Annotated in this window: 28 protein-coding genes; 12 read left to right on the forward strand and 16 right to left on the reverse strand. The window is 68.5% G+C overall.

What is annotated here, in order from left to right; all coding sequences use genetic code 11:
• Positions 1–5 precede the first annotated feature (5 nt).
• The 8 genes from GH681_RS16185 to GH681_RS16220 form a co-directional block, all read right to left on the reverse strand.
• Entirely contained in the window at positions 6–1055 is a 1050-nt protein-coding gene (locus GH681_RS16185; RefSeq protein WP_228111940.1) for a DctP family TRAP transporter solute-binding subunit, read from the reverse strand.
• A gap of 103 nt (positions 1056–1158) precedes the next feature.
• A complete protein-coding gene (locus tag GH681_RS16190; RefSeq protein WP_153162533.1) occupies positions 1159–1590 on the reverse strand; it encodes a hypothetical protein in 432 nt (143 codons plus the stop codon).
• A gap of 62 nt (positions 1591–1652) precedes the next feature.
• Positions 1653–2111 (reverse strand): NUDIX hydrolase, encoded by a 459-nt coding sequence (locus tag GH681_RS16195; protein WP_153162534.1) that lies wholly within the window; start codon positions 2109–2111, stop codon positions 1653–1655.
• Positions 2112–2211: 100 nt separating this feature from the next.
• Positions 2212–4914 carry a DEAD/DEAH box helicase gene (locus GH681_RS16200; RefSeq protein ID WP_153162535.1) on the reverse strand — a complete coding sequence of 901 codons (2703 nt, stop codon included), beginning with the start codon at positions 4912–4914 and terminating at the stop codon, positions 2212–2214.
• Positions 4911–5123: a hypothetical protein gene (locus GH681_RS16205; RefSeq protein WP_153162536.1), complete on the reverse strand. Its 213-nt coding sequence runs from the start codon at positions 5121–5123 to the stop codon at positions 4911–4913. The genes GH681_RS16200 and GH681_RS16205 overlap by 4 nt, the downstream gene beginning before the upstream one ends.
• On the reverse strand, positions 5120–5644 hold the full coding sequence (locus GH681_RS16210) for an AAA family ATPase (RefSeq protein WP_153162537.1): 525 nt from the start codon (positions 5642–5644) through the stop codon (positions 5120–5122). Before GH681_RS16210 ends, GH681_RS16205 begins: the two co-directional genes overlap by 4 nt.
• Positions 5645–5646: 2 nt before the next feature.
• Positions 5647–7257, reverse strand: a complete 1611-nt coding sequence (locus tag GH681_RS16215) for a site-specific DNA-methyltransferase (RefSeq protein ID WP_153162538.1) — start codon at positions 7255–7257, stop codon at positions 5647–5649.
• A gap of 542 nt (positions 7258–7799) precedes the next feature.
• Positions 7800–8261, reverse strand: a complete 462-nt coding sequence (locus GH681_RS16220) for a hypothetical protein (protein ID WP_153162539.1) — start codon at positions 8259–8261, stop codon at positions 7800–7802.
• A 374-nt stretch (positions 8262–8635) separates the two neighbouring features.
• Here GH681_RS16220 and GH681_RS16225 point away from each other — a divergent pair, with 374 nt between their 5' ends.
• The 7 genes from GH681_RS16225 to GH681_RS16255 all read left to right on the forward strand — a co-directional run bounded on the left by GH681_RS16225 (position 8636) and on the right by GH681_RS16255 (position 12945).
• A complete protein-coding gene (locus GH681_RS16225) occupies positions 8636–9052 on the forward strand; it encodes a YciI family protein (RefSeq protein ID WP_153162540.1) in 417 nt (138 codons plus the stop codon).
• 26 nt (positions 9053–9078) lie between these two features.
• The gene (locus tag GH681_RS16230) at positions 9079–9540 is read left to right on the forward strand and encodes a VOC family protein (protein ID WP_153162541.1); all 462 of its coding nucleotides are present in this window, start codon (positions 9079–9081) and stop codon (positions 9538–9540) included.
• A gap of 1 nt (position 9541) precedes the next feature.
• On the forward strand, positions 9542–9904 hold the full coding sequence (locus GH681_RS16235) for a YciI family protein (RefSeq protein WP_153162542.1): 363 nt from the start codon (positions 9542–9544) through the stop codon (positions 9902–9904).
• Between the two features lie 138 nt (positions 9905–10042).
• Complete coding sequence (locus GH681_RS16240) at positions 10043–10876, forward strand: DUF4440 domain-containing protein (protein WP_153162543.1); 834 nt, start codon at positions 10043–10045, stop codon at positions 10874–10876.
• Positions 10877–10891: 15 nt separating this feature from the next.
• Positions 10892–11239 (forward strand): GFA family protein, encoded by a 348-nt coding sequence (locus tag GH681_RS16245; RefSeq protein ID WP_153162544.1) that lies wholly within the window; start codon positions 10892–10894, stop codon positions 11237–11239.
• A gap of 21 nt (positions 11240–11260) precedes the next feature.
• Positions 11261–11662 carry a VOC family protein gene (locus tag GH681_RS16250; RefSeq protein ID WP_153162545.1) on the forward strand — a complete coding sequence of 134 codons (402 nt, stop codon included), beginning with the start codon at positions 11261–11263 and terminating at the stop codon, positions 11660–11662.
• Positions 11659–12945: an RNA polymerase sigma factor gene (locus GH681_RS16255; RefSeq protein WP_153162546.1), complete on the forward strand. Its 1287-nt coding sequence runs from the start codon at positions 11659–11661 to the stop codon at positions 12943–12945. Before GH681_RS16250 ends, GH681_RS16255 begins: the two co-directional genes overlap by 4 nt.
• 121 nt (positions 12946–13066) lie before the next feature.
• Here the strand turns inward: GH681_RS16255 and GH681_RS16260 are convergent, their stop codons facing one another.
• The 4 genes from GH681_RS16260 to GH681_RS16275 form a co-directional block, all read right to left on the reverse strand.
• Positions 13067–13774 (reverse strand): ABC transporter ATP-binding protein, encoded by a 708-nt coding sequence (locus GH681_RS16260; protein ID WP_153162547.1) that lies wholly within the window; start codon positions 13772–13774, stop codon positions 13067–13069.
• Positions 13771–14991 (reverse strand): FtsX-like permease family protein, encoded by a 1221-nt coding sequence (locus GH681_RS16265; protein WP_153162548.1) that lies wholly within the window; start codon positions 14989–14991, stop codon positions 13771–13773. The genes GH681_RS16260 and GH681_RS16265 overlap by 4 nt, the downstream gene beginning before the upstream one ends.
• A 148-nt stretch (positions 14992–15139) precedes the next feature.
• Positions 15140–16378, reverse strand: a complete 1239-nt coding sequence (locus GH681_RS16270) for an efflux RND transporter periplasmic adaptor subunit (RefSeq protein ID WP_228111941.1) — start codon at positions 16376–16378, stop codon at positions 15140–15142.
• Positions 16375–16869: a peroxiredoxin gene (locus tag GH681_RS16275; RefSeq protein WP_153162549.1), complete on the reverse strand. Its 495-nt coding sequence runs from the start codon at positions 16867–16869 to the stop codon at positions 16375–16377. Before GH681_RS16275 ends, GH681_RS16270 begins: the two co-directional genes overlap by 4 nt.
• 38 nt (positions 16870–16907) lie before the next feature.
• On the opposite strand from GH681_RS16275, the gene GH681_RS16280 reads away from it, so the two are divergent.
• Together GH681_RS16280 and pxpB are read left to right on the forward strand one after the other, a co-directional pair.
• Positions 16908–17591, forward strand: a complete 684-nt coding sequence (locus tag GH681_RS16280) for a DUF4197 domain-containing protein (RefSeq protein ID WP_153162550.1) — start codon at positions 16908–16910, stop codon at positions 17589–17591.
• 12 nt (positions 17592–17603) lie between these two features.
• On the forward strand, positions 17604–18299 hold the full coding sequence (pxpB, locus tag GH681_RS16285) for a 5-oxoprolinase subunit PxpB (protein WP_153162551.1): 696 nt from the start codon (positions 17604–17606) through the stop codon (positions 18297–18299).
• Positions 18300–18302: 3 nt separating this feature from the next.
• Here pxpB and GH681_RS16290 read toward each other — a convergent pair whose 3' ends face one another.
• Positions 18303–18743: a PEP-CTERM sorting domain-containing protein gene (locus tag GH681_RS16290; protein ID WP_228111942.1), complete on the reverse strand. Its 441-nt coding sequence runs from the start codon at positions 18741–18743 to the stop codon at positions 18303–18305.
• A 107-nt stretch (positions 18744–18850) separates the two neighbouring features.
• Between GH681_RS16290 and GH681_RS16295 the strand changes: the two genes are divergently transcribed.
• Entirely contained in the window at positions 18851–19912 is a 1062-nt protein-coding gene (locus GH681_RS16295; protein WP_153162553.1) for a biotin-dependent carboxyltransferase family protein, read from the forward strand.
• Entirely contained in the window at positions 19909–20667 is a 759-nt protein-coding gene (locus GH681_RS16300) for a LamB/YcsF family protein (protein WP_153162554.1), read from the forward strand. Before GH681_RS16295 ends, GH681_RS16300 begins: the two co-directional genes overlap by 4 nt.
• 34 nt (positions 20668–20701) lie before the next feature.
• On the opposite strand, the gene GH681_RS16305 is transcribed toward GH681_RS16300, so the two are convergent.
• From GH681_RS16305 to GH681_RS16315, 3 genes are read right to left on the reverse strand one after another with little or no spacing between them, the layout of a single operon-like run.
• On the reverse strand, positions 20702–21148 hold the full coding sequence (locus GH681_RS16305) for a DUF6691 family protein (protein WP_228111943.1): 447 nt from the start codon (positions 21146–21148) through the stop codon (positions 20702–20704).
• Positions 21145–21597, reverse strand: coding sequence for a YeeE/YedE family protein (locus tag GH681_RS16310; RefSeq protein ID WP_153162555.1), 453 nt, complete (start codon positions 21595–21597; stop codon positions 21145–21147). Before GH681_RS16310 ends, GH681_RS16305 begins: the two co-directional genes overlap by 4 nt.
• A gap of 16 nt (positions 21598–21613) precedes the next feature.
• Entirely contained in the window at positions 21614–22870 is a 1257-nt protein-coding gene (locus tag GH681_RS16315) for an OmpP1/FadL family transporter (protein ID WP_153162556.1), read from the reverse strand.
• A 301-nt stretch (positions 22871–23171) separates the two neighbouring features.
• On the opposite strand from GH681_RS16315, the gene GH681_RS16320 reads away from it, so the two are divergent.
• Positions 23172–24458: a Glu/Leu/Phe/Val dehydrogenase gene (locus GH681_RS16320; RefSeq protein WP_153162557.1), complete on the forward strand. Its 1287-nt coding sequence runs from the start codon at positions 23172–23174 to the stop codon at positions 24456–24458.
• Positions 24459–24465 lie beyond the last annotated feature (7 nt).

Consider the following 24465-nt stretch of genomic DNA (forward strand, 5'->3'; position numbering starts at 1 on the left):
CCGGCTCAGCGCTTGGCGATGGCCGCTTCGGCCTTCTTCACCAGATCGGCACCGATCTGCTTGGACCACTTGTCGTACACCGGCCGGGTGGCCTGGACGAAGGCGGTGCGCTGCTCGGGCGTCAGGCGGGTGACGGTGACGCCGGCCGCCTCGATCTGCTTGAGCACCGCGTTGTCGGTGCCGGCGATGCCCTTGCGGGCCTTCTCCACGTTCTCGCGGCCGGCCTGCAGGGCGGCCTGCTTCACGGCCTCGCGGTCGGCCGGGGTCCAGCTGTTCCAGACGTTCTTGTTCACCACGAAGATCAGCGGATCAGCCACGTAGTGCCACAGGGTCAGGTGCTTCTGGCCGACGGTGGGCAGCTTGGCGCCGACGAACACCGACAGCGGGTTCTCCTGCCCATCCACCGCGCCCGAGGCCAGCGCCGGCTGCGCATCGGCCCAGCTCATCTGGGTGGGGTTGGCGCCCAGCGCGGTGAAGGTCTCGTTATAGAGCGGCGAGCCCACCACGCGGAACTTCATGCCCTTCAGGTCGGCCGGGGTGGCCACCGGGCGCTTGGAGTTCGACAGCTCGCGGAAGCCGTTCTCGCCCCACGCCAGCGGGATCACGTCGCGCTTCTCGAGCACCGCGAACAGCTCCTTGCCCACCTCGCCCTGGGTCAGCACGTCCATCGCCTTGTAGTCGGGCATCAGGAAGGGCAGCGAGAAGAGGTTGAGCTCCTTGATCTGCGGCGACCAGTTGATGGTCGAACCGATCGACATGTCGATCACGCCCTGGCGGATCGCGGTGAATTCGCGGGTCTGGTCGCCGCCTACCAGCGAGTTGCCCGAATACAGCTTGATGTTGATGCGGCCCTGGGTCTTCTCCTTCACCAGCTCGATCCAGCGCTCGCCCGCCTGGCCCCACGGAAACGCCGTGCCCAGCGTGGTGGACAGCCGGTACTCGGCGCGGTAGGCCGGGGTCTGCGCCTGGACAACCCCGCTCCCCAGCAAACACAGCGCACCGGCGGCGAGGGAAAGGACGGCAAAACGGCGACGGGCGGGGGTTGTGGGTTGCATCGAAGCGCTCCTGGTAAGGGAAAGAGGCATCGATTATCGGAGCCGGCCCGCTGCGGGGCAAGCCGCGTGCGCTGGATGCCGCCGGAAAAGCCCCCCCGCCGCCTCAGAAATTCAGCGTCGCAAAGCACCGGGCGGCGGCCATCGAGTCAAAACGCCGGCACGGCACCCGCCCGCAGCCCAAGCGGGTAAAAGCCTCGATCAGCTTATGGACTACCGGCTGATCGCCCACAAAGGCAATGCGGATCACCACGTTGCTTTCCAGCGCCACCACCGCCCGCATCGCCATGAACTCGATGTCATCGTCCAGCACGTCGATGTCGGTGGCGTCCCGGAAATCATGGATGCCATAGCGCAGGCGGCCGATCCGCTTGTCGGCCAGGATCTGCGCGGCGGACACGTCCAGGTCGTCGATCGTCACCACCCCTGACAAGCGGCGCACGACACCCGACCCCTCCCACTCCACCTCGACCAAACCCCGCCCCTTCAGCATTAACCCGATGACATGGGCGGGCAGTGTACTGAAGGGGGAAGCCACCAACAACGACAAACAAATACCCACAGCCAATAAAGGGGCTTTAATTCACCCAAAACGGGTAACTAGGCACCCCCGACCCGCCCTCGGGCCTCGGCCAGCACGCCCTTCCCCAGCAGCAGTCGACGCATGCTCGCCGCCAGCCGCAGCCCTAGCACCTCGTCATCCGCCCAGGCGAAGGCATCGATCTCGGGCAGCCGGCACCCTGTGCGCTCGTCATCGAAGAAGCTCGCGCACACGCACGCCTCCGGCCGCGTGGCCGCCGAATCGGTGCGCACCGCAAACAGATGCAGATCCTTGCCCCGGTAATAGGCATGACGCCCCAGATCCACCAGCCGCCCCGGCCCGAAGGTGAGCCCGAACTCCTCCCGCGCCTCCCGCAGCGCACACGCGATAGGCGTCTCCCCCGGATCGATCAAACCCTTGGGCAGATCCCAGTGGGTGCTCCCGGTGGAATGCCCGACCAGCAGCTCACCCCGTTCGTTGATGACCAGCAGACCGCAGGACAGAAGCGTGGAAGACATGGGAAGCGCATCGCAATGAAAACAGGCGCCCATTCTGGGGGATGAAGGCGCGGGCGGGAACGGGCAGAAGCGGCATCCCTCAGCTGCGCGGCTCGAACTACTACGTCAGCAGGCCTTCGATCCAGTCCCAACGCTTATCCCGCACCATCACAAACCGGCAGCGGCCATCGGAAAGGTTCGCCCACAGGCCACCGATCAGACGATCATCTTCGGCTGCATTCCAGCGATCGGCGCCTTTGTATTCCACTGCCAGCACGGGCCCCGGCTGACCATCTACGCCCGTCAACTGGCAGAGGAAATCCGGGTAGAAGCGCCCATCTGCCTTCTGCAGGAAGAACGCGCAGCCTTCACGTCGCACCAGATTGCGTACCCAGAACTGGATGCGGCCCTGCTGGGCAAGCATGTCCAGATGGCACGCACACTCGAACTCTTCCTTGCTGTCGAAATCCCCGATGCGGCCATAGAAGTGCTTGCGGAAATCGAAGACACCGAAGCGGCCATCGTAGTCCCGGCTCGGCGCATAGGCCTGGGTGTGAAACTCGAAAACGTACTGATCGGACACCACCACCCGGCTGGCCGCAGCTTCGCCGAACAGCGTCTGCTGAAACGCCTTTCCCACCGCCTGTTTGCGCAGCGCCCTGATGCGCGCCTCCAGCAGATTGCGCAGCAGGAACTTCTGCAGATTGGCCCGCGCCAGGGAGAACCCATCGCGACTCAGCAAATCGGCCAGCCACGCCGCCACGAAGGCCTGCTTGCTGGCATGGGTCAGCGACGGCTCGGGCAGATTCCGGCAAAGCCATGTCGCGAGCCGTAGCGCATCCCAATGCTCAGGCTGATAGACCAGCCCCAGATCGCGCTGCAGTTCCGGAAGGAACCGCGACACCACGTGTCCACTGCCATCCACATCGATCTCGCCGCCTTCCGACACCTTCAAGCCCGCGCCCAGAACGGACAGATCGTCCGCCGACGGCGCAGCGTCGTAGGGCGACAATTCCCACGGGTACTCCAGCACCTCGGGGTCGTCGAACAGCTGCAATTCGCCCTGCACGCGCAGTGCCAGTTGCGGCACCCGGAAGCGTTCGCCCAACTCTGCCGGCGTCTGGAAAAACTCGATGGCGGTCGTGCGGCTCACCTCGGCGGCCTCGACGATGGCATGGGCCGCCGACTCCGAACTGACTGATGTCTTCAGTACCTCCGCCTCGTCCTCGGTGAGGGGCGTGGTGATCGTCAGCGTATTGAGCTTGCCGTCCCAACTCACCTTGTCCCGCACCGCTTTGGGCACGGCCTTCAGGTTGGGCTTTTCCGACAAGGGCACGACCACCGGCTTCACCACCACGCGCCCGCCGTAGCCCTCAAGATCGAGCCGCGACTGCTCCGCACGAGCGGCAGTCACAAAGTCGGCCACCTCGCGCCGCTCAAAGCCGGCGCCGGCCACCAGGCGGTCGCGCAGCGCGCCGGCCGTCTCGGCAAAGTTGCGCGACACCACAAACGCGTAGGACTGATTCAGCGCCTTCGCCTGTCGGTGACTCGCCCCCGGCTGACGCAACACGCGCCCCAGCAATTGCTCGACCGCCGTCGCCGACGACAGCGACGCCATGCTCACGAGAATGTAGGCAAACGGGCAATCCCACCCTTCGGCCAGCGCCTTCTGGGTGATGACGAACTTCACCGGACAGGCGGGATCTGCGATGCCAAGTCTGAAGCCGACGTCGATCTGCTCCAGCCCCTTCTCCTCACCGGTGGCCACCACAATCTCGTCGGGCGGAATACCGTGATTGGTGATCAGTTCGTTCCGCACCCGCTCGAAATCCAGCGTCTCAACGCCGGCGCGGCGCGGCTCAGACTGGATCAGCACCAGCGGTCGCAGATAGGCGGCGCCCCCGCGACGCTCCTCGTCGGCCAACTGCTGCAACGCCTCCCGGCGGCCGATGGCGTCGGCCAGGCATTGTTGCCAGTTGGGCTCGGTCTCCAGCACCACCGGCAACTTGATCATCTCTTCCGCCTTCAGCTCGGCAGCCGAGACGCTGTGCAGCACGTTGCTGGGCGTGCGCTCCATGTCCGGGGTAGCCGTCAGCTCCATCACCCCGCTGGGGCGAAAGCGCGCCAGCATGTCGAAGGCCAGCTCGGTGCGGCTGTTGTGGGCCTCGTCCACCACCACAAACGGCCGGCGCAACCGCAGCACGTTTGCCAGCGAATACGGCACCGTGCGTTCGCCGCCCTCGCCGTCGCAAAGCAACGCATCGCGCTGATCCGGCGACAGGTTGTCGAAGTGATGCATCAGCGCCCCGCTGCTCTGATACACCTTGCGGCATTCCTCCTCCTCCACCTGGAAGGCCTGCCGTGTCGCCACGATCACCGTGGTCGATGTATCCAGCGTGGCACGGGTGACGCTCTTCGCCTCCTCCAGATCCATCACCGTGACCGGGCCGGCCTCGCGCAGGGCGATGTGGTACGGGTGCTTGCGATCCTTCAGCGCCTTGATCGTCTGCTCGCGGATCGGCTTGCTCGGCACCAGCCACAACACCACGCAATGTTCGCTGCGCAGCAGATGGGTATTGACCAGCGCCACGCTCTTGGCCGCCAGCCAGGTCTTGCCGCCGCCGGTGGGCACCCGCAGACAGAAATACGGCATGTCGGCCGGAAATCCCGCCAGCGGGTTGTACGGATTACCGCGCCCCCACAGCCGCTCGGTGGTGGCGGTAAAGGCGATCGACGCCGACGGCAGCTCATGGCAGGCCTTGAAATAGGCCTCCACGCTTTCCAGCACCTGCTGCTGGTAGGTCTTGGCAGCAAACGCGGTCATGGGGCTTTTCCGTAGGGCACGGCAGGCTCTTGCACGCCGGGCGTGCCGGCATCCGGGCGGATCGTCTCGATCACGCCACGGCGGCTCACCACAATGGCGGTGCCGGTCTGGCGGGCAAGTTCCCGCGCGCGCTGGGCGGCGCGTTGCAGGGCCTGGGACGACAGGCGCAGGTCGGCGTCGCGGGCGTTCTCGATGGGTTGCTTGTTCATGGCTTCTCGCTCCAGTCCAGCAGCAGCGGGGTGCTGCCGGCGTTGTCGTACAGCGCCCACGCATCGACCAGCGGGGCGTACAGGTGCTCGAAATTGTGCAGCCCGGCCGCAAAGCGGCGGCGGATGGTGGCTTCCGGAATGTCGTGGCCGCCCTGCAGCACCCGCTGGGCCACGCGGGCGATGGCCTCTTCGGGGCTGTCGAGCTTCAGGAAGATCAGCTTCACCGCATAGCCCGCCGCCTGCCAGGCCTGGATGTGGGGCGCGTAGCCACGCCCCGACAGGGTGGTTTCAAAAGCAAAACTCTCGCCGGCGGCAAAGTGCCGTGCCAGCGCCTGCAGCATCAGCCGCCCGGCCTGCACCGCCGCGGTGTGCGGCGCAAAGGGGGCCAGGCCGGCGGCGATGAGATCAGCATTCACGAACACCGGGCAGCCTGCCTCGTTGGGCAGAAACTCCCGGGCAAAGGTGGTTTTGCCGGCCCCGTTGGGCCCGGCGATGATGATGATCTTGCGCCCCGGCTCCACGCTCACAGCTCCAGGGCGTAGGGGGTCTGCTTGAAGGTGATGCCTTCCCGGGCGGTGCGGCTGCCCAGGCGGTTGGCCGCGGCGTAGATCACCCTGGGGCCGGCGAAGGGCGGCAGCACGTCGAGCACCGGGCCGGTAAGCACGTTGCCGCCGGCCACCGACTTGTCCTTGAGGATGCCGTTGTACAGCAGATAGATGGCCCGCCCTTCATGCACGCCCAGCAGGGGGCTGTCGGCGCTGCCGGTGTAGCCGCTGCCGGTTTCGGCAAACCACACGAATTCGGCCAGCTGGGCAAAGCGCACGTCGCTGCGGATCTGGCCGTCGGCGTCGAACAGGGGCTCGGCAGACAGGCGGCAGAACTGGAAGCCCCCGCCCAGGCCCGCCACCGCCTGCCCCTTGGCGTTGGTATAGCCCCCCGCCACGCGGCGGACGCGCTGGGTGGTCACGTCCTCGGCGATCTTGCTGTCCATCTCAACCAGGATGAAGCGACGATTGCCGCCATCCTCGGCGTTCTGCTTGAGCACGGCGTGGCCGGTGGTGCCGGAGCCGGCGAAGGAGTCGAGGACGAGGGAGTCTTTGTCGGTGGCGATCTGGAGAATTCGCTCAATTAGACGGCTGGGTTTTGGAGTAGCAAAGTACTCATCAAAGCCAAAGTCGTTCAACTCCACTTTGGCTTCTTGATTGTGACCAGTTTCATCTGGGGTCCAGAAACTTCTGGGAACAACCATTTTTGCGTTGCTCAGAAATTTCTTCAGCCGAGGTTTCTCCGAAGTTCCATCAGCCCCCCAGTAAATCATGCTGTCCGCAACATGCTGAAGGTGCGTCTTCTGTTCGTAAGCCCAAACACGCGTCTTGCTAGGCCAAATCTCTTTTCCGGTATTCGGCTGAATGATCGGGTAGTAGAGGTTGGGACGCTCGTCAGCCGTTTTTGCGCAGGTGTAAGCCGACGAGTTCCAACTACCGCGAGGATCGAAATCTGGATTTCGGTAGTTATCCATCTGCGCCGACGTCATGGAAAGCCGATTGGGACGCCAAGTATCAACGCGCTTCGCGTAGACCAGGATGAAATCCAGATCACTACTGAAGTACTTAGCATCGTTTGCAGGCGATACTCGCTTGTGCCACGAAATTGAAGTGACAAAGTTCCCCGCCCCGAAAATCTCATCCATCAACAACCGCAGCGACGCCACCTCGTTGTCGTCGATGGACACAAAGATCGCCCCATCCTCCCGCAGAAACTGCTTCAGCAGCACCAGCCGCGGATACATCATGCACAGCCAGCGGTCGTGGCGGTCGAGGGTCTCGCCTTCCTTGCCGACCACTTCGCCCAGCCATTTGCGGATTTCGGGGCTGTTCACGTTGTCGTTGTAAACCCAGCCTTCGTTGCCGGTGTTGTACGGGGGGTCGATGTAGATGCACTTCACCTGCCCGGCGTAGCGCGGCAGCAAGGCCTTGAGGGCATGAAGGTTGTCGCCCTGCACGATGAGGTTGCCGCTGTCACGCCCTTCCCCATCGCCGCAGGCAAACGCCGGCACCGGCTCGAGCAGGCGGAAGGGCACTTCCTTGTGGTGTTTGACGACGGCGTCCTTGCCGATCCAGTTGAGCGTGGGCATTGCGGTGATCCGTTGATTACGGGGCGCGCTGCCGTGGGGGCCGCGCCCGGGTTCGATGCGGGCATTCCGGGCCGGGGCGGTGCGCTGCTCGCCAGGGCCGGGAACGAGGTCGGGAATGTATCAGGTGCACGGGCCCGGCGGGGCGCGGGGCCAGCGGATTGGGGTGGCCGGATTTCAACTCAACATGGCTTTTTGACCAACCCATAGCGCAAGCCCATTTCCCTGTAGGTCGGACTTCAGTCCGACAGCGCAGCTTGAGCAGGCAGGGGTTGTCGGACTGAAGTCCGACCTACAGGGGGCGCAAGTCGCAGTCCCTTGCGCGCAAGGGGATTTCATTCAACCGCAAGCAACGGGCGCTCGTGCGCGAGTCTCGACCGCTTGCCCGCAAGCAAAAATCACTTGCGCACGAGTGATTGCGGCTTGCGGGCGATTTCCAGTTGCTTGCGTGCAAGTGATTTCTGCTTGCACGCGCGTGGCTGCAGCTTGCGCACAACGGATTTTCAGTTGCGCGCAAGCGATGAGCGCTTGCACGCGAGCCGCCATCAGTTGCCGGCGGCCTTGGGCGGGCGACGGGTGTACCGCACGCTCATGCTCTCCCGCAGCCCATCCAGCCCGGCGCTCTTGCCGCCCATCTTCATGTAGCCGTAGCCCTCCAGCGCGGCGTTGATGATGTCGCTGCCGAGGGCCATCTCGGTGCTGTCCACCTTTTCGAGCAGCTCGCGCAGGCGCAGGAAGCGGGGGCGCATGAGGTCGAGGTCGGTGATGTCCTGGCGCAGGTCGGCCACGCTGAAGCCGGGCGGGATGAGCTTGGGGTTGTCTTCAAGCACCACCGCGGCCTGGCGGCAGAAGGCTTCGCTCTTGTCGCCCATCTTGTTGAGGTGGCGGATCTCATCGGGGGTGAGCACCACGAGGCGGGCAAACCGCGCTTCGAGGGTGTCGAGGGCCTTGTCGATGGCGGTGATGTCCTCGGTGCCGAGGTCGAGGGAGACGAGATTCTGGGTCATGGGGGGGCGTTCTCCGGTAGCGGAAGGAAGTCGGACGCGCCGGGCGTCCGGCGCGGGCCGGATTCTAGCCTCAAAATAGATAACTTGCATAAGCCTTATGGATATTCAGGTAGGTCGGGTTAGCCCGCAGGGCGTAACCCGACGCGCACCTGCGACAGGATGTCGGGTTACGCCCTGCGGGCTAACCCGACCTACGCGACTTACCAGGCAGGGGATGTCGGACTGAAGTCCGACCTACAGGGCCTACAGGGATGCGGCCGCCCGATGCCGCAGCAAGCCGGATGAAAAATATTTCTGCCACCCTGTCGATTCCGCCCGCGGTCATCCGTCGTGGTGATGAAGCCGCAATCCGCGGCGCAGTTAAGGAGAACCCCATGCGATTCATGATCATCGTGAAGGCCACCGCCGAGAGCGATGCCGAGACCACTCCCGCGCCGGACGAGGCGCTGCTGGCGGCCATGGCGGCCTACCACGAGGAACTCGCCCGGGCCGGCGTGCTGCTCGATGCCTCCGGGCTCAAGCCCAGTTCGCAAGGCTGGCGCATCCGCTACGATGGAAGTACGCGCAGCGTGATCGACGGGCCGTTTGCCGAGACGAAGGAACTGATCGCCGGCTACACCCTCATCCAGGTTCGCAGCCGCGAGGAGGCGCTGGAGTGGAGCCGGCGCTACCCCAACCCGGCGGGCGAGGGCATCGCCACCGAGATCGAGGTGCGCCCCCTGTACGAGCTGGAAGACTTTGCCCCGTCCGATGCCATCGAGCGCTTCAAGACCATCGGCCTGCCCGAATGACCGGCGCCCACCCCAAGGAGACAGCCATGACCCAAGCCATCCCTCCCGGCATGACCGCCGTCACGCCCCACCTGGTGTGCCGCAACGCGGCGGCCGCCATCGAGTTCTACAAGCAGGCCTTCGGCGCGGTGGACTGTGCCCGCCTGCCCGCCCCCGACGGGCGGCTGATGCACGCCCTCATCACCATCGGCGGCGCCGCGGTGATGCTGGTGGATGAGTTTCCCGAGCAGGGCTGCCAGGGCCCGCTGGCCCTGGGCGGCTCGGCGGTGACGCTGCACCTCTACGTGGCCGATGTGGACGCCACCGTGGCCCAGGCCGTGGCCGCCGGCGCCACCGTGACCATGCCGGTGGCGGACATGTTCTGGGGCGACCGCTACGGCCGGCTGCTTGATCCCTTCGGCCACCACTGGTCGGTCGCCACCCACAAGCAGGATCTCACCCCCGAGCAGATCACCGAAGGCTTCAAGGCCGCCTGCGGAGGCCAGTGACATGCCCTTCATGCTGCTGATCAACGAAGTGCGCGGCCGGCGCGCCGCCACCCCCAGCGACGAGGCCCACCGCCGCTACGACGCGATGATGGCCTTCGGCGCGGGCCTCGCCGAACGCGGCGTGCTGATCCGCGCCGAATCCCTGCGCCCCGACGATCACGCGGTACGCATCCGCCGCCCCGCCCCGGCCGCGGCCCTGGCGCTGGTGGACGGCCCCTTCGCCGAGGCCAAGGAGATGGTGGGCGGCTTCTACCTGCTGGATGTGGCCACCCGCGACGAGGCCGTGGCCATCGCCCGACAATGCCCGGCGGTGGATTTCGCCACCGTCGAAGTGCGCGAATGCGCCCCCTGCCACGTGCTGTAAACACCCGCCCTGTAGGTCGGACTTCAGTCCGACATCGAGGCTTGATCCGGCAGTCGTGTCGGACTGAAGTCCGACCTACAGGTCTGTTGCACGGTGCAGGCCGCCCTTAGAACCCTCCATTGCCCCAAGGACCCCGCCATGAACGACGAATCCCTCATCCGCGCCAGCCTTACCGAATGGCAGCAGGCCTTCTGCCGCAAGGACGTGGACGCCCTGATCGCCCTCTATGCCCCGGGCGCCGTGCTGTTCGACGCCATCCCGCCCTTCGTGGACGACGTGGCCGGGATGCGCCAGAAGATCATCGGCTGCCTGCCCTACTTTCCCGACGACACCCGCATCGAGACGCGCAACCTCAGCGTCACAGTCGGCGCCGAGCTCGCCAGCGCCCATTGCCTGTGGCACTTCACCCAGCTGCCGCCGGGCCACCCGGCCGGGCGGCACTGGTTCCGCAGCTCCACGGTGTGGCAGAAGCAGCCCGATGGCCGCTGGCTGATCCTCCACGACCACTGCTCCGCCCCCTTCAACCCCTACACCGAGCGCGCCGTGCTCTCCCCCGACGCCCAGGCCGCGCTGGATGCCGCCCCCGAAAGCTGCGGCAGCGGCGCCAACCCGGTGGGCTGGTTCGAGATCTACGTGGCCGACATGGACCGGGCCAAGGCCTTCTACAGCGCGGTGTTCGGCTTTGAATTCACCCGGCTGGAGAGCCCCATCGACCTGTGGGCCTTCCCGATGCAGTCCATCGGTTCGGGCGCCAGCGGCGCGCTGGCCAAGATGGACGGCTTCGGGCCCGGCGGCGGGAGCAACGCCGTGCTGGTGTACTTCAGCTGCACCGACTGCGCGGTGCAGGCCGATCTGGCGGCCCGGCATGGCGGCGAGGTCATCAAGCCCAGGTTCGCCATCGGCGCCTACGGCCACATCGCCATCGTGAAGGACAGCGAGGGCAATCTCATCGGCCTGCACTCGATGGCCTGACCCCGGGAGAAAACCATGCGCTACACAGGAAGCTGCCACTGCGGCAAGGTCGCCTTCGAGGTGGAAGGCGAGCTGAAGGAGGTGCTCGACTGCAACTGCTCCATCTGCCAGAAGAAGGGCGCGCTGCTGTGGTTCGTGCCACGGACGGCGGTGAAGATGCTGCCCCCCGACGCCAACCTCAAGACCTACACCTTCGGCCCGGCGCGCATCAAGCACCGCTTCTGCCCCGAATGCGGCATCCACCCGCTGGGCGAAGGGGCGATGCCCGACGGCACGCCGATGAGCGCCATCAACGTGCGCTGCCTCGATGGCGTCGATCTGGCCGCGCTGCCGGTGCGCCACTTCGACGGCCGCTCGATGTAAGCCCTGCCAACGGAGGCCATCATGGTCGACCAGCTCTTCATCAACCTGCCGGTGGCGGACCTGCCGCGCAGCATCGCGTTCTTCACCGCGCTGGGCTTCACCATCAATCCCCAATGGACCGACGACACCGCCGCCTGCGTGGTGCTGGGCGACAAGCACTGCCTGATGATCATGGTGGCGGATCGCCTCGCCACCTTCACCCCCAAGCCGGTGAGCGACGCCCACACCGCCACCGAGGTGCTCAACTGCCTGTCGCTGCCCAGCCGCCAGGCGGTGGATGACATGGTGGCAGCGGCGCTGGCCCACGGCGGAACCACCTGGAAGGCGCCGGAGGACCACGGCTTCATGTACGGCCACGCCTTTGCCGACCCGGACGGCCACATCTGGGAGCTGGTCCACTTCACCCCGCCGCCAGCCCAGTGAGCGACGCCGACACCCGCCGGGCCATCGAGGCCATCTGGCACCTCGAGGCCGCCCGGGTGATCGGCCGGGCGGCGCGGCTGGTGCGCGACGTGGGCCTCGCCGAGGATCTTGCCCAGGACGCGCTGGTGGCCGCCCTCGAAACCTGGCCCCGGGACGGCGTGCCCGCCAACCCCGCCGCCTGGCTGATGACCGCCACCCGCCACCGGGCGCTGGATCACCTGCGCCACGCCGCCCTCGCCGCCGGCAAGGCCGGCGAGATCGGCGCCGAGCTGGATTTCCAGCACGCGGCGGCGGCCGACGATCAGCTTGAGGCCATCGACGCCCGCCTCGACGACGACATCGGCGACGACCTGCTGCGCCTCATCTTCACCGCCTGCCATCCGGTGCTCCCGCCCGAGGCCCGCTCGGCGCTGACCCTGCGGGTGATGGGCGGCCTCACCACCGACGAGATCGCCCGCGCCTACCTCAAGCCCGAGGCCACCATCGCCCAGCGCATCGTCCGCGCCAAGCGCACCCTCGCCGCCGCCCGGGTGCCTTTCGAGGTGCCCCGGGGCGCCGAGCGACAGGCGCGGCTGGCATCGGTGCTGGAGGTGATCTACCTGATCTTCAACGAAGGCTACGTGGCCACCGCCGGCGCCGACTGGATGCGCCCGGCCCTGTGCGACGAAGCCCTGCGCCTGGGCCGCGTGCTGGCCGGGCTGATGCCCGACGACAGCGAGGTGGCGGGCCTGGTGGCGCTGATGGAGATCCAGGCCTCGCGCCTCGCCGCCCGGGTGGGGCCCGACGGCCAGCCGGTGCTCCTGGCCGACCAGGACCGCCGGCGCTGGGATCGCCTGCTGATCCGCCGCGGGCTGGACGCCCTGGCCCGCGCCGAAGCCCTCGCCAGCCACGCGGGCCACCTGGGCCCCTACGCCCTGCAGGCCGCCATCGCCGCCTGCCACGCCCGCGCGCCGCGGGTGGAGGACACCGACTGGGCGCGCATCGTGGGGTTGTACGACGCGCTGGCGCAGCTCGTCCCGTCGCCGGTGGTGCGCCTCAACCGGGCGGTGGCGGTGGCCCGCGCCTACGGGCCCGAGGCCGCGCTGGAGCTGGTGGATGAGCTCGCCAGCGAACCGGCCCTCGCCCGCTACCACCTGCGCCACGCGGTGCGCGGGGATCTGCTCGCCCAGCTCGGCCGCGGCGCAGAAGCCGCAGTGGCTTTTGAAGAAGCCGCCCGCCTCACCCACAACGCCGGCGAACGGGCGGTGATGCTGCGAAGGGCGGCAGAGGCGCTGGGAGGCTGAGCCCAACCACCCCTGTAGGTCGGACTTCAGTCCGACATCCCCTGCCTGGCGAATCTCCTCTGATCAACCCGTGTTGTCGGACTGAAGTCCGACCTACAGGACGACCTACAGAAGCAGGACCTTACCCACCCGCCGGGCCGTCTTCGGCGATGCGCCCATCCACCAGCCGCACGATGCGGTCGCAGCGGGCGGCGAGGCGCGGGTCGTGGGTGACGATGAGGCAGGCGCAATTGGCCTGGCGGTTGAACTCGCGCAGCAGCGCGAAGATCTCGTCGGCGGTGTGGGTGTCGAGGTTGCCGGTGGGCTCGTCGGCGAGGATCAGCCGCGGCTTGAGGGCCAGCGCCCGGGCGATGGCGACGCGCTGCTGCTGGCCGCCGGAGAGCTCGGCCGGCTTCTTGCGGGCGTGAGCCTTGAGGCCCACCGCATCGAGGAGCTGCAGCGCGGTGGCCTCGGCCTCGTCGTCGGGCCGGCCGCGGGCGATGATGGTGGGCATCATCACGTTCTCCAGCGCGCTGAAGGCCGGCAGCAGATGGTGAAACTGGAACACGAAGCCGATGCTGCGCCCGCGAAGCTGGGTGATCTCGGCTTCGGAGAGCGTGGCGGTGTCGCGCCCGGCGATGGACAGCCGCCCGCCGGTTGGCCGCTCCAGCAGCCCGATGATGTTGAGCAGCGTGCTCTTGCCCGAGCCCGACGGCCCGATCAGCGCGGCAAACTCGCCCTCGGCCAGCGCAAAGTCGATGCCGTGGAGCACCTCGGTCTCGACCGGCGTGCCGACGTTGTAGGCCTTGGTGAGGCCGGCGAGCTGGATGACGGGGGCAATGGCGCTCATGAACGGATCGCCTGCACCGGGTCCATCCGCGAGGCACGGCGGGCGGGGATGAGGGCGGAGGCGAGGCCGACGACGGTCGCCACCAGGGCTGCCATCGCGATGAAGCGGGGTTCGAGCTGGGCCGAGAACAACGGCGAGCCGTCGGCGTTGCGGTAGATGCGGGAGAACACCTGAAGCAGCGTGAAGGCCAGCAGGCTGCCCACCACCGAGCCCACCGCCCCCACCAGCGCGCCCTGGATCAGGAAGACCTGCAGGATCGCCGAGCGGCTGGCGCCCATCGCCCGCAGGATGCCGATCTCCTTCTGCTTCTGCACCACGCTCACCACCAGCACGCTGGCGATGCCCAGCGCCACGATGATGGTCACGAAGCTGCGGATCAGGTTGTTGGACACCGTCTGGTTGCGCAGCGCGGCGAGCAGCTGGGCGTTGGTGGTCATCCAGCTATCCACGGTGAGGTTGGTGGCGGCGCGCAGGCGGTCGGCGACGGCCTGGGCCTCGAAGATGTCAGCCACGGTGAGATCCAGGTTGGAGATGCCGCCGGGCAGGTCGAGCAGGCTCTGGGCCAGCGGCAGGGTAACGAACACCCAGCGGCGGTTGAGATCCTTGTTGCCGATGTCGAACACGCCGCCCACCACCAGCAGCTCGTCGCGGCCGTTGGGCAGCATCACCCGCAGCTTGTCCTCGAGGCCGATGCCCAGATCCTTGGCCAGCTCGCTGCCGATCACCGCCCGCGGGCCATCCACGGCAAAGCGGCCGGCGACCATGTATTCCTCCATGCGCACGATGCGCCGGTAGCGCTCGGCATCGACGCCCATCAGCGCCACCGACTTGTTGGCCTGCCCACGCACCGCAAAGGCCGGCCCGGTGGCCACCGGCGACACCGCGGTGACGCCTTCCATCCCCGCCGCCAGCCGGGCGATGTTCTCCCACTGGTCCACCGAGCGCAGGCGCTGGGCGCGGGGTTCGATCACCGTGGCGTAGCCGTCGGCGTCGATGGCGCGGCGGTTGGCTTCTTCGAGGGGGCGGATCACCACGTGGGCCTGGCTGCCCAGCACGCGGTCGACGATCTGCGCCTGGAGCTGGGTGATGAGCTGGGTGAGAAAGACGATCACCGCCACCCCGCCGGTGGTGCCGGCGAGGATCAGCAGGGTCTGCATGCGCCCCTCGCGCAGGAAGCGCAGGGCGACCATCGGGGCAAAGGGCAGGCGGAATTTCATTGCGCAGCCACGCCCAACGACCCTGTAGGTCGGACTTCAGTCCGACAACACCGCCACGCCGACCCACCTGCAACGCCAATCGCGTCGTGAGGCAGATGTCGGACTGAAGTCCGACCTACAGGCTGGCCTACAGCTGCAGCACACCCCGTCACTTGGTCATCCCTTGCGGAACCTGCAGGCCGCCGACCTTGGGTTTCCTCGGCGGGCGCACGCGCACCTTGTCGCCTTCCAGCGCGCCGGAGGCCGGCAGGATGGCCTGATCGCCGTCGGCAAGGCCGGAGGTGATTTCCACCTGGCCGATGCCGGCAAGGCCGAGGCCCACGTCCACCCGGGTGGCGACGCCGTCGCGCACCGCCAGCACCCACGGGCGCGGGCTGTCGGCCTCGCGCACCGCCTCGGCGGGCAGCACGAGGGTGGAATCCTTGTGGCCGGTGACGGTCTCGACGGACACGGTCATATCGGGCCGCAGGAAGGCCGGCGGCTTGCCGACCCGGAAGCGGATCTCCACCGTGCCGCGCTGGGGGTCCACCGCCGGGGCGAGGTAGTACAGCTCGGCATCGAAGGGCTGGCCGGGGAAGGCATCGGCCACGCCGCCGGCCTTCTGGCCGATCTTCAGGAAGCGCAGGTTCTTCTCGTCCACCGTGGCGTAGATGCGCGTCTCGCCGGCGTCGGCGAGCTCCAGCAGCACCTTGCCGGCGGCGGCCACGTCGCCCGGCTCGGCCTTGCGGGTGAGCACGGTGCCGGCGGACGGCGCCGTGAGGGTGAGCAGCGCGGCGCGGGCCCTGGCGTTGGCGAGCTGGGCGCGGGCCTGGTCGACGCGCGCCCGGGCGGCTTCGCGCTCGGTGCCGCCGGGCACCTGGGCGGCCAGCTGGGCGCGGGCGGCATCCACAGCGGTGGCGGCATTAGCGGCGTTGCGCAGGGCGTCGTCCACCTTGGACTGGGCATAGAAGCCCTGGGCGACGAGGCGGCGGGCGCGCTCGGCCTCGGCGTTGGCGACCTTCAGGTTGGCTTCGGCCTGGGCGAGCTGTTGGGCGGCCACCGGCTGGCCGAGTTTCTCCACCTGGGTGAGGCGCGCCTCGGCCTCGACGCGGGCGGCCTCGGCCTGGGCGACCAGCGCGGCGGCATCGTCGGCGCGTAGCCGGGCCAGCACCTGGCCGGGCACCACCACGTCGCCTTCGCGGACGGTGATCTCGAGCACCGTCGCGGCGATCGGGCTGCCGATGGCGATCCGCGCCGGCGTGGCGATGCGCCCGGTGGCGACCACCGACTGGGTGAGCGGCGCGGTTTTGACCACCGCCACATCCACGTCACGCCCGCGGGGCCACAGCACCGCCACGGCAATGGCGCCGGCCGCGGCCAGCGCCAGCATCAGGCCGCGGGCCTTCACGCCGGGTCGGCCAGCAGTTTGTCGAGCAGGGCGTGGAGCTTGGGAAAGTCCGGCGCACCTAGGTACTTCTGGACCACCCGCCCCTGCTTGTCGATGAGGAAGGTGGTGGGCGTGAGGCGCACGTCCTCGAAGCCCTTTGCAGCGGAACCGTCGGTGTCGAGGGCGACCTTGAAGGGCAGGGCGTTCTTGGTGGCGTAGTTGCGCACGTAGTCGGCCGGGTCGTAGCTCATCGCCACGGCGACGGTCTCGAAGCCCCGTGGGGCGAACTTGTTGTAGGTGTCGACCAGCTGCGGCATCTCGGCCACGCAGGTGGTGCAGGTGGTAGCCCAGAAGTTCACCAGCACCACCTTGCCGCGCAGGGCGGAGAGCGGGGTGGTCTGGCCGTCGAGGGTCGTGAAGCGCACGTCGGGGGTGGCGGGCTGGCTGCATCCGTCAAGGAATGCAACGAGCAGCACAGGGGCGACGAGGCGCGTGATAGCCTTGAGAAACATCTTTTTGTTACCGCGTTCGGCTTAGAGGAGGTTTTGCGATGCGTGCGATTCTGAGAGCTTTGGTGCTGCTTGTCATCTGTTCCCAGGCCTGGGCGCTGAGCCTGGCCGACCTCACCGACAAGGACGCCTCGGGCGGACTCAAGGAGGCCCTCGTGCAGGGTGCCGGCAAGGCCGTTGGACAACTGGGCGCCGACGGCGGTTTCCTCAACAACCCGAAAGTGAAGATCGGCCTGCCCGATAGCCTCGCGCCCCTGGAGGCCGGCCTGCGCGCCATGGGCCGCGGCAAGGATCTGGACGCCCTCATCAACAACATGAACCGCGCCGCCGAGCAGGCCGTGCCCAAGGCCAAGGCGCTGCTGGTGGATGCGGTGAAGAAGATGAGCGTCGAGGACGCCAAGAAGATCCTCTCCGGCGGCGACGATGCCGCCACCCAGTATTTCCGCGAGAAGACCTCCGCCCAGCTCACCGAATCCTTCCTGCCCACGGTGCGCGAGACCACCAGCAAGCTGGCCCTGGCCGAGCAGTACAACAAGCTCGCCGGCAAGGCCGGCGCGTTTGGCCTCGGCAAGGGCGACGACCTGAAGATCGAGAACTACGTGACCCGCAAGGCGCTGGACGGCCTCTACCTGATGATCGCCGAAGAAGAAAAGGCCATCCGCAAGGATCCGGTCGGCGCCGCCGGCAACCTCGCCAAGAAGGCCTTCGGCGCGCTCGGCCAGTAAGCCGCAGGGGCCATGCCCGACGCCGCGCCACCGTCGCCCGTCCGCCTGCTGCCGCTGGGCGACGCGGCGCTCACCGTCGAGTTCGGCTCGGCCATCGCCGACCCGATCCACGCCCGCGTGCTGGGCTTTGCCGGGGCGCTGCCGGCGCTGGCCGAACGCCATCCGGGCATCGTCGAATGGGTGCCCACCTTCCGCTCGGTGACGATCCATTTCGACCCGGATCGGGTCGATGCCGCGCAACTCGAAGCCGACCTGCTGGCCCTCGCCCGTGAAGGCCACGAAGCCAGCGCCAGCGGCACCACCTGGACGCTGCCGGTGTGCTTCGACGCCGACTGCGCACCCGATCTCGCCGACGTGGCCGCCGCCAGCGGGCTCACCCGCGAGGCGGTGATCGAGCTTCTCTGCGCCACCGAATTCAAGGTTTACATGCTGGGCTTCCTGCCCGGCTTTCCGTACATGGGCGGCCTGCCCGCGCCCCTCGAGATGCCCCGCCTCGCCACGCCCCGCCTCAAGGTGCCGGCCGGCTCGGTGGCCATCGCGGGGCGGATGGCGGCGGTCTATCCGTGGGACAGCCCCGGCGGCTGGCGCCTCGTCGGCCGCACCGCCACCCGCCTGTTCGACCCGGAAAACCCCGATCGCCCGGCCCTGCTGGCCGCGGGCGACCGGGTGCGCTGGCAGGCGGTGGGGCGCGACGCTGTGGCCTGCTGACGCTCAGACGCCCAGCCGGCGGCGACGCAACAGCCCGGCCAGCCCAAGCCCGGCGAGCGCGAGGGTGCCCGGCTCGGGGATCGCGGTGATCTTCAGGAGGTAGTCGTTGCCCCAGCCGGTGAAGGCGTCGGAAGCGTTGATGAAGGTCAGCGTGATCGGGAGCGACTCGAAGCCGCCACCACTCAGCGCGCTGGCATTCGAGTCGGTGAGGATCGTCGTCACCGTGCCCAGGAAATCATCGAAGAGGATGTCCTCTTCGTACAGCGTCAGATACAGTTTGATCGGCAGGTGGCTGAACGCCGTCGGATTGAGGTCCGTCACCGAAAACGTGACCGTCACATTGTTGCCGCTCTCGGCGTAGCTGACGTTCGTCAAGGTGGGGCCGGCGCTGGCAGCGGTCGTCGCCAGCGCCAGCGACACCGCCGCGGCAAGTTGCTTCATCATGATTTGTATCTCCCTGAATGTCATTCGGCAGGCGTTTTCCGGCCGAAGGGGTTCGATACCCCTACTTGCAGCGTAGTCATTCAGAATTCTGACCGCCCAAAACAACTGTGAATTGCAGCAAGCACCCGACTACGCTCCACCTCGAATCCCCCGGCCTCGGCGTGTCGATCCAGGACCGCGGCCGCGTGGGCCATCGCAGCATCGGCGTGCCGGTTTCCGGCGCGCTGGATCCGCGGTTCCTCGCCGCCGCCAACGCGCTGGCCGGCAATCCGCCGGACGCCGCCGGGCTGGAAGTCCTGCTCGCCGGGCCGCTGCTGCGGGCCACGGGCGGGCCGGTGCGCGTGGCGCTGGCCGGTGAGATGGACGCCCGGCACATCGACGCCGCGGGCGAACGCCGGCCGGTGGCGGCCTGGTCGACGGTCACCCTGCAACCCGGCGAGCGGTTGCAGGTGGGCAGCCCGCGGGGCGTGGGCTACCTGGCCGTGGCCGGCGGCATCCTCACCCCGCCCCAGCTGGGCAGCCGGGCGACCTACGCCCGCGCCGGGCTCGGGCTGCTGCCCGCGGCGCTGCCGTGCGCGGCCTTCGCCGGCGACGCCCCGGAATGGACCGCGCCGGCGCCGCTGCTCCACCCGGACGGCCCGATCCGGGTGATCGCCGGGCCGCAGATCGATCACTTCGACGCCGACGTGCAGGCCCGCTTCAGCGCGGACACCTTCACCGTCACCCCCGAGCGCGACCGCATGGGCCTGCGCCTTGCTGGCCCCCAGTTGCAGCACAACGCACTCGGCGCCGACATCGTGTCCGACGGCGTCACCCCCGGCACCATCCAGGTGCCCGCCGACGGCCGCGCCATCGTGCTGCTGGCCGACTGCCAGACGGTGGGCGGCTATCCCAAGCTGGCGGCGGTGATCCGCGCCGACCTGCCGCGCCTCGCCCACCTGCAGACGGGCGACGGGCTGCGCTTCCGCTTTGTGGATGCCGCCGAAGCGGCCGCCGCCCGCGCCGAAGCCGCCCGCCGGCTGACAGAATGGATCGCTGCCCTGCGCCCCCGGGGCACGGCCGGCACCGACAGCGCCGCCCTCCTCGCCGCCAACCTCGCCGGCGCGGCGATCCGTGGCGACGAAGACGACATCGAACCCCAAGCCTTCACCGCAAGCCCCACCCCATGACCCGCACACTCAACCTCAACGCCGACCTGGGCGAGAGCTTCGGCGCCTGGACGATGGGCAGCGACGCCGAGCTGCTCGCCATCATCGACAGCGCCAACATCGCCTGTGGCTTTCATGCGGGCGATCCGCTGGTGATGCGCCGCACCCTGCAACTCGCCAAGGCCGCCGGCACCGGCATCGGCGCCCACGTGGCGTTTCCGGATCTGCAGGGTTTCGGGCGCCGCCCGATGACGATCCCGCCCGCCGAGCTGGAGGCGATCATCCTCTACCAGCTGGCCGCCCTCGACGGCATGGCGCGGGTCGAGGGGCTGGCCCTGCGCCACGTGAAACCCCACGGCGCCCTGTCGAACATGGCCTGCGCCGATGCCGCGCTGGCCCGCACCGTCGCCAGTGCCATCAAGGCCTACAACCCGGCGCTGATCCTCCTCGCCCCGGCGCTGTCCGAGCTCTACAAGGCGGGCGAGGCCGCCGGCCTGCCGGTGGTGGCCGAAATCTTTGCCGACCGGGCCTATCTGGACGACGGCAACCTGGTGCCGCGCAGCCGGCCCGAGGCGATGATCCACGGCGCCGCCGCGTCCCTCGCCCACGTCTCGGCCATGCTCGACGAGCAGGCGCTGATCTCGGTGAATGGCAAGCGCCTGCCCACGCCCATCGGCTCGATCTGCGTGCACGGCGACGGCCCCGACGCGGTGGCCACCGCCCGCCATCTGCACGACGAACTGATCCGCCGCGGCTATCAGCCGGCGCCGCTGTAGGCCCTCAGTCGGGCCGCTGGCCCGTCGTCACGGGTCAGTCTGCCTTTCGGGGGCCGCGCACCCACAGCCCGATCAGCATGCCCGCAACCAGCGGCAGCGCCGCCAGGCTGCCGGCACCGACGGCCACCACTGCCGGGCCGGGGCAGTAACCTGCCAGCCCCCAGCCGATGCCGAACAGCGCGCTGCCCACCAGCAGGCGCCGATTCACCGGCCGGTGGCCCGATGCGTGGAAGGGCTCGCCCGATGCGCTGCGCCGGGTACGCCGGCCAAGGAGCAGGCCGAGGCGCGCAACGCCGATGCCGCCCACCATCACCAGCGCGAGGGACGGGTCCCAGGCCCCGGCCAGATCGAGAAAGCCCAGCACCTTGGCCGGATTGCTCATGCCCGCCACGATGAGGCCGACGCCGAAGATGAGCCCGGCGACGAGCGCCCCCGCCAGCGGGATCAGGGGATTGCGGCCGGAAGCCGCCGGGGCGCTCACAGCCCGACCCCGATGAGGTGGCGGGCGATGAACACCACCGCAAAGGCCGTGCCCATGAACACCGCCACCGCCGCCAGCGAGCGCGGCGACAGCCGGGCGAGGCCGCACACCCCGTGGCCGCTGGTGCAGCCGTTGGCGAGCCGCGTGCCGATGCCCACCAGCAACCCGGCCACGAACAGCCGGATCACCTCTGCGCTGCCCTGACCGGCCGGCGCAAACTCGCCGATACCGGGCGCCACCCAGCCGAGCACCGCCGGCGCCGCCAGCAGCCCCGCCACGAAGGCGAGGCGCCAGCCCCGGTCACCCGGCCGCCAGCGCAGCCCGCCTAGGATGCCGCTGATGCCCGCCACGCGGCCATTGACCAGCCACAGCACGCTGGCCGCCAGGCCGATCAACGCGCCGCCGGCCAGGGCGCTGCCAGGCGTGAAAGCCGTCCACGCGATGCTCATACCAATCTCCATCCGCTTACAGCGCCCATGTGTAACCCACCGTCAGCACGTCCTCGCGCAGGTGGTTGCTGGCCTCACCGCCACCAAAGCTGGCCGGGATCGACCCGTCGCCCGACACCGTGACCTTCGGCGCCCGGGTGTAGGCCGCGCTGAGCTCGCCCCCGGCCAGCCGGTAGCTGGCGCCCAGGCTGAAGTGGTTGCGCACCACACCCGGCGCCAGGATGTTGAAGAAGGTCTGGCTGGACGGCACCGGCTGCTGGGCCCGGCTCGCCCCGGCCCGCAGGGTGAGCCGCTCATCCACCGCATAGGTGGCCCCCAGCTTGACCACCGAGATGTCGTTCCAGCCGAAGCCGGCGCCGTTGTCTGCGCCCAGCTGGCCGCCGCTGAACAGCACCGACAGCGGGTTGCCCACCGACCTGACGCCGCTGTACTCGATGCGCTGCCAGTCGGCCGCCAGGGTCAGGGCCGGCGACGCCTGCCACGCGACGCCGACGCCGTAGGAGGCGGGGATGTCGAAGCCACCGTGGCCCTCGAACAAGCCCTTGTAGCGGTCGAACTCGCTCATCTGGATGCGCGACGACCAGCTCGCGCCCAGCCGCACGGTCGGCAGCACCTCGCCGATCCAGCCGAGCTTGAGACCCCAGCCGGTGGCGCTGTCGTGGCCGCGGTCGGTCACCGAGCCCGGGGCCGACGACACCGCGGCGTTGTCGAAGGGCGACAGGCCCCGCGCCGCGAAGCGCTGGTAGGCGAAGGTCACCGCGGCGCCGATGGCATGCCCCGGCGCCGGCCGGAAGGCCACCGACGGGGTGACGAAGAGCTGCGCCAGATCGATGCCGGCCTTGCCGGTTGCGCCGTAGGCCGCAAACGGGTTGCGGCCATAGTCGGTGTTCATCCCGCCGTTGCCGTACACCGCCAGCCCCAGCGCCAGCTCCGGCGACACCTGCCGCGCGTAGCCCAGCCCGGGGATGAAGAAGTTGCGCTTGCCGTTGGCGGAATAATCGCCATCGGCGCCATAGGCGTTGCCGTGGATCGAGGCGCCGCGATCAGGACGGAACAGCGAGGCCTCCACATCCAGCCGGTTGCCGACGAAGGCCGTGCCAGCGGGATTGGCGGCCGCGGCCAGCCCGTCCTGGGGCAGGGCGATGCCCACGCCAGCCACACCCTGACTGCGCACGCCGTAGCCGTGGGAGAAATATCCATTGGTTGCCGCAGCCGCGAGGGGCCAGCCGACGACGGCCAGCCCGACGAGCAGGGCCGGTGTTACGAGTTTCATGGCGAGTTTTCCTATCCGGAGAGATGTTGGGATCGAAGGCGGGCTGCCGGCGCCGGAACATCCCGCCGGCAGCCAGCCCTTTGGCCAGACCTTACCGGCGCCCCTTGGCCGGATGAACCAATAAAACCTTCGATGTTTTGCAGCAGCAGCCGAAATTGTTCTGCAGGAATTCCGTTAAAGCTGCACGGGCGCGGTATTGCGACACGCCCCCATGCCAGACTGATGAAACCAAATGGCGCAGCCCGCAACCAAAGCACAGAGCAGCGATCAGCGCCAATCAACCCGCCGGAGATCCACAACCATGGACAACGTGGCCCACATCCCGTCCTACCTGTCGGCCGAGCATCTGGGGCCCTGGGAAACCTATCTGGTCCAGATCGACCGGGTCGAGCCCCACCTGGCTGCCGACCTGCGCCCGCTGGCACCCATCCTCACCCGGCCGAAGCGGGCGCTGATCGTAGACGTTCCGATCCGCCTCGACAACGGTGAAATGGCACATTTCGAGGGTTATCGGGTGCAGCACAACCTCGCCCGCGGCCCCGGCAAGGGCGGCATCCGCTACCACCCGGACGTGACCCTCGCCGAGGTGATGGCCCTGTCGGCGTGGATGACGGTGAAGAACGCGGTGGTGAACGTGCCCTTCGGCGGCGCCAAGGGCGGCGTGCGGGTCGAACCCAAGACGCTGTCGCTGGCCGAACTGGAGCGCCTCACCCGCCGCTACGCCAGCGAGATCAACATCTTCCTCGGGCAGGACAAGGACATTCCGGCGCCGGACATCAACACCAACGAGCAGGTGATGGCGTGGATCATGGACACCTTCTCGATGAACGAAGGCAAGACGGCGATGGGCGTCGTCACCGGCAAGCCGGTCAGCCTGGGGGGCAGCCTCGGGCGCAAGGACGCCACCGGGCGCGGGGTGTTCGTGACCACCGTCGAGGCGGCCCAGCGCATCGGGATGAGCATCGCCGGCGCGCGGGTGGCAGTGCAGGGCTTCGGCAACGTGGGCGAAGCGGCGGCGCGGCTGTTTGCCGATGCCGGCGCCAAGGTGGTGGCGCTGCAGGATTCCACCGGCTCGATCCACAACCCGCGCGGGCTGGACGTGCGCGCGGCGAAAGTCTGGAGCCTTGCCCATCACACCCTCATCGGCGCCCCCGATAGCGAACCCATCGACAACGCCGACTTCTGGGGCGTGGACGCCGACATCCTGGTGGCGGCGGCGATGGAGAACCAGATCACCACCGCCAACGCCGGCCGCATCCGGGCCCGCCTCATCACCGAAGGGGCCAACGGCCCGACCAGCCCGGAGGCCGACCTGATCCTCCAGGAGCGGGGCATCACGGTGATCCCCGACGTGCTGGCCAACGCCGGCGGCGTGACGGTGAGCTACTTTGAATGGGTGCAGGACATCAGCGCGTTCTTCTGGACCGAGGAGGAGATCAACGCCCGCCTCGACCGGATCATGCGCGAAGCCTTTGCGGCCGTGTGGGATGCGGCCCGGGCCAAGGGCATCGCGCTGCGCACCGCAGCCTTCGTGCTGGGTTGCGAGCGCGTGCTCGCCGCCCACCAGATGCGCGGGCTGTACCCCTGAGCGGGGC

The sequence above is a fragment of the Zoogloea sp. 1C4 genome (genome assembly GCF_009469605.1).
In the GTDB taxonomy this organism is placed as follows: Bacteria; Pseudomonadota; Gammaproteobacteria; order Burkholderiales; family Rhodocyclaceae; genus Zoogloea; species Zoogloea oryzae.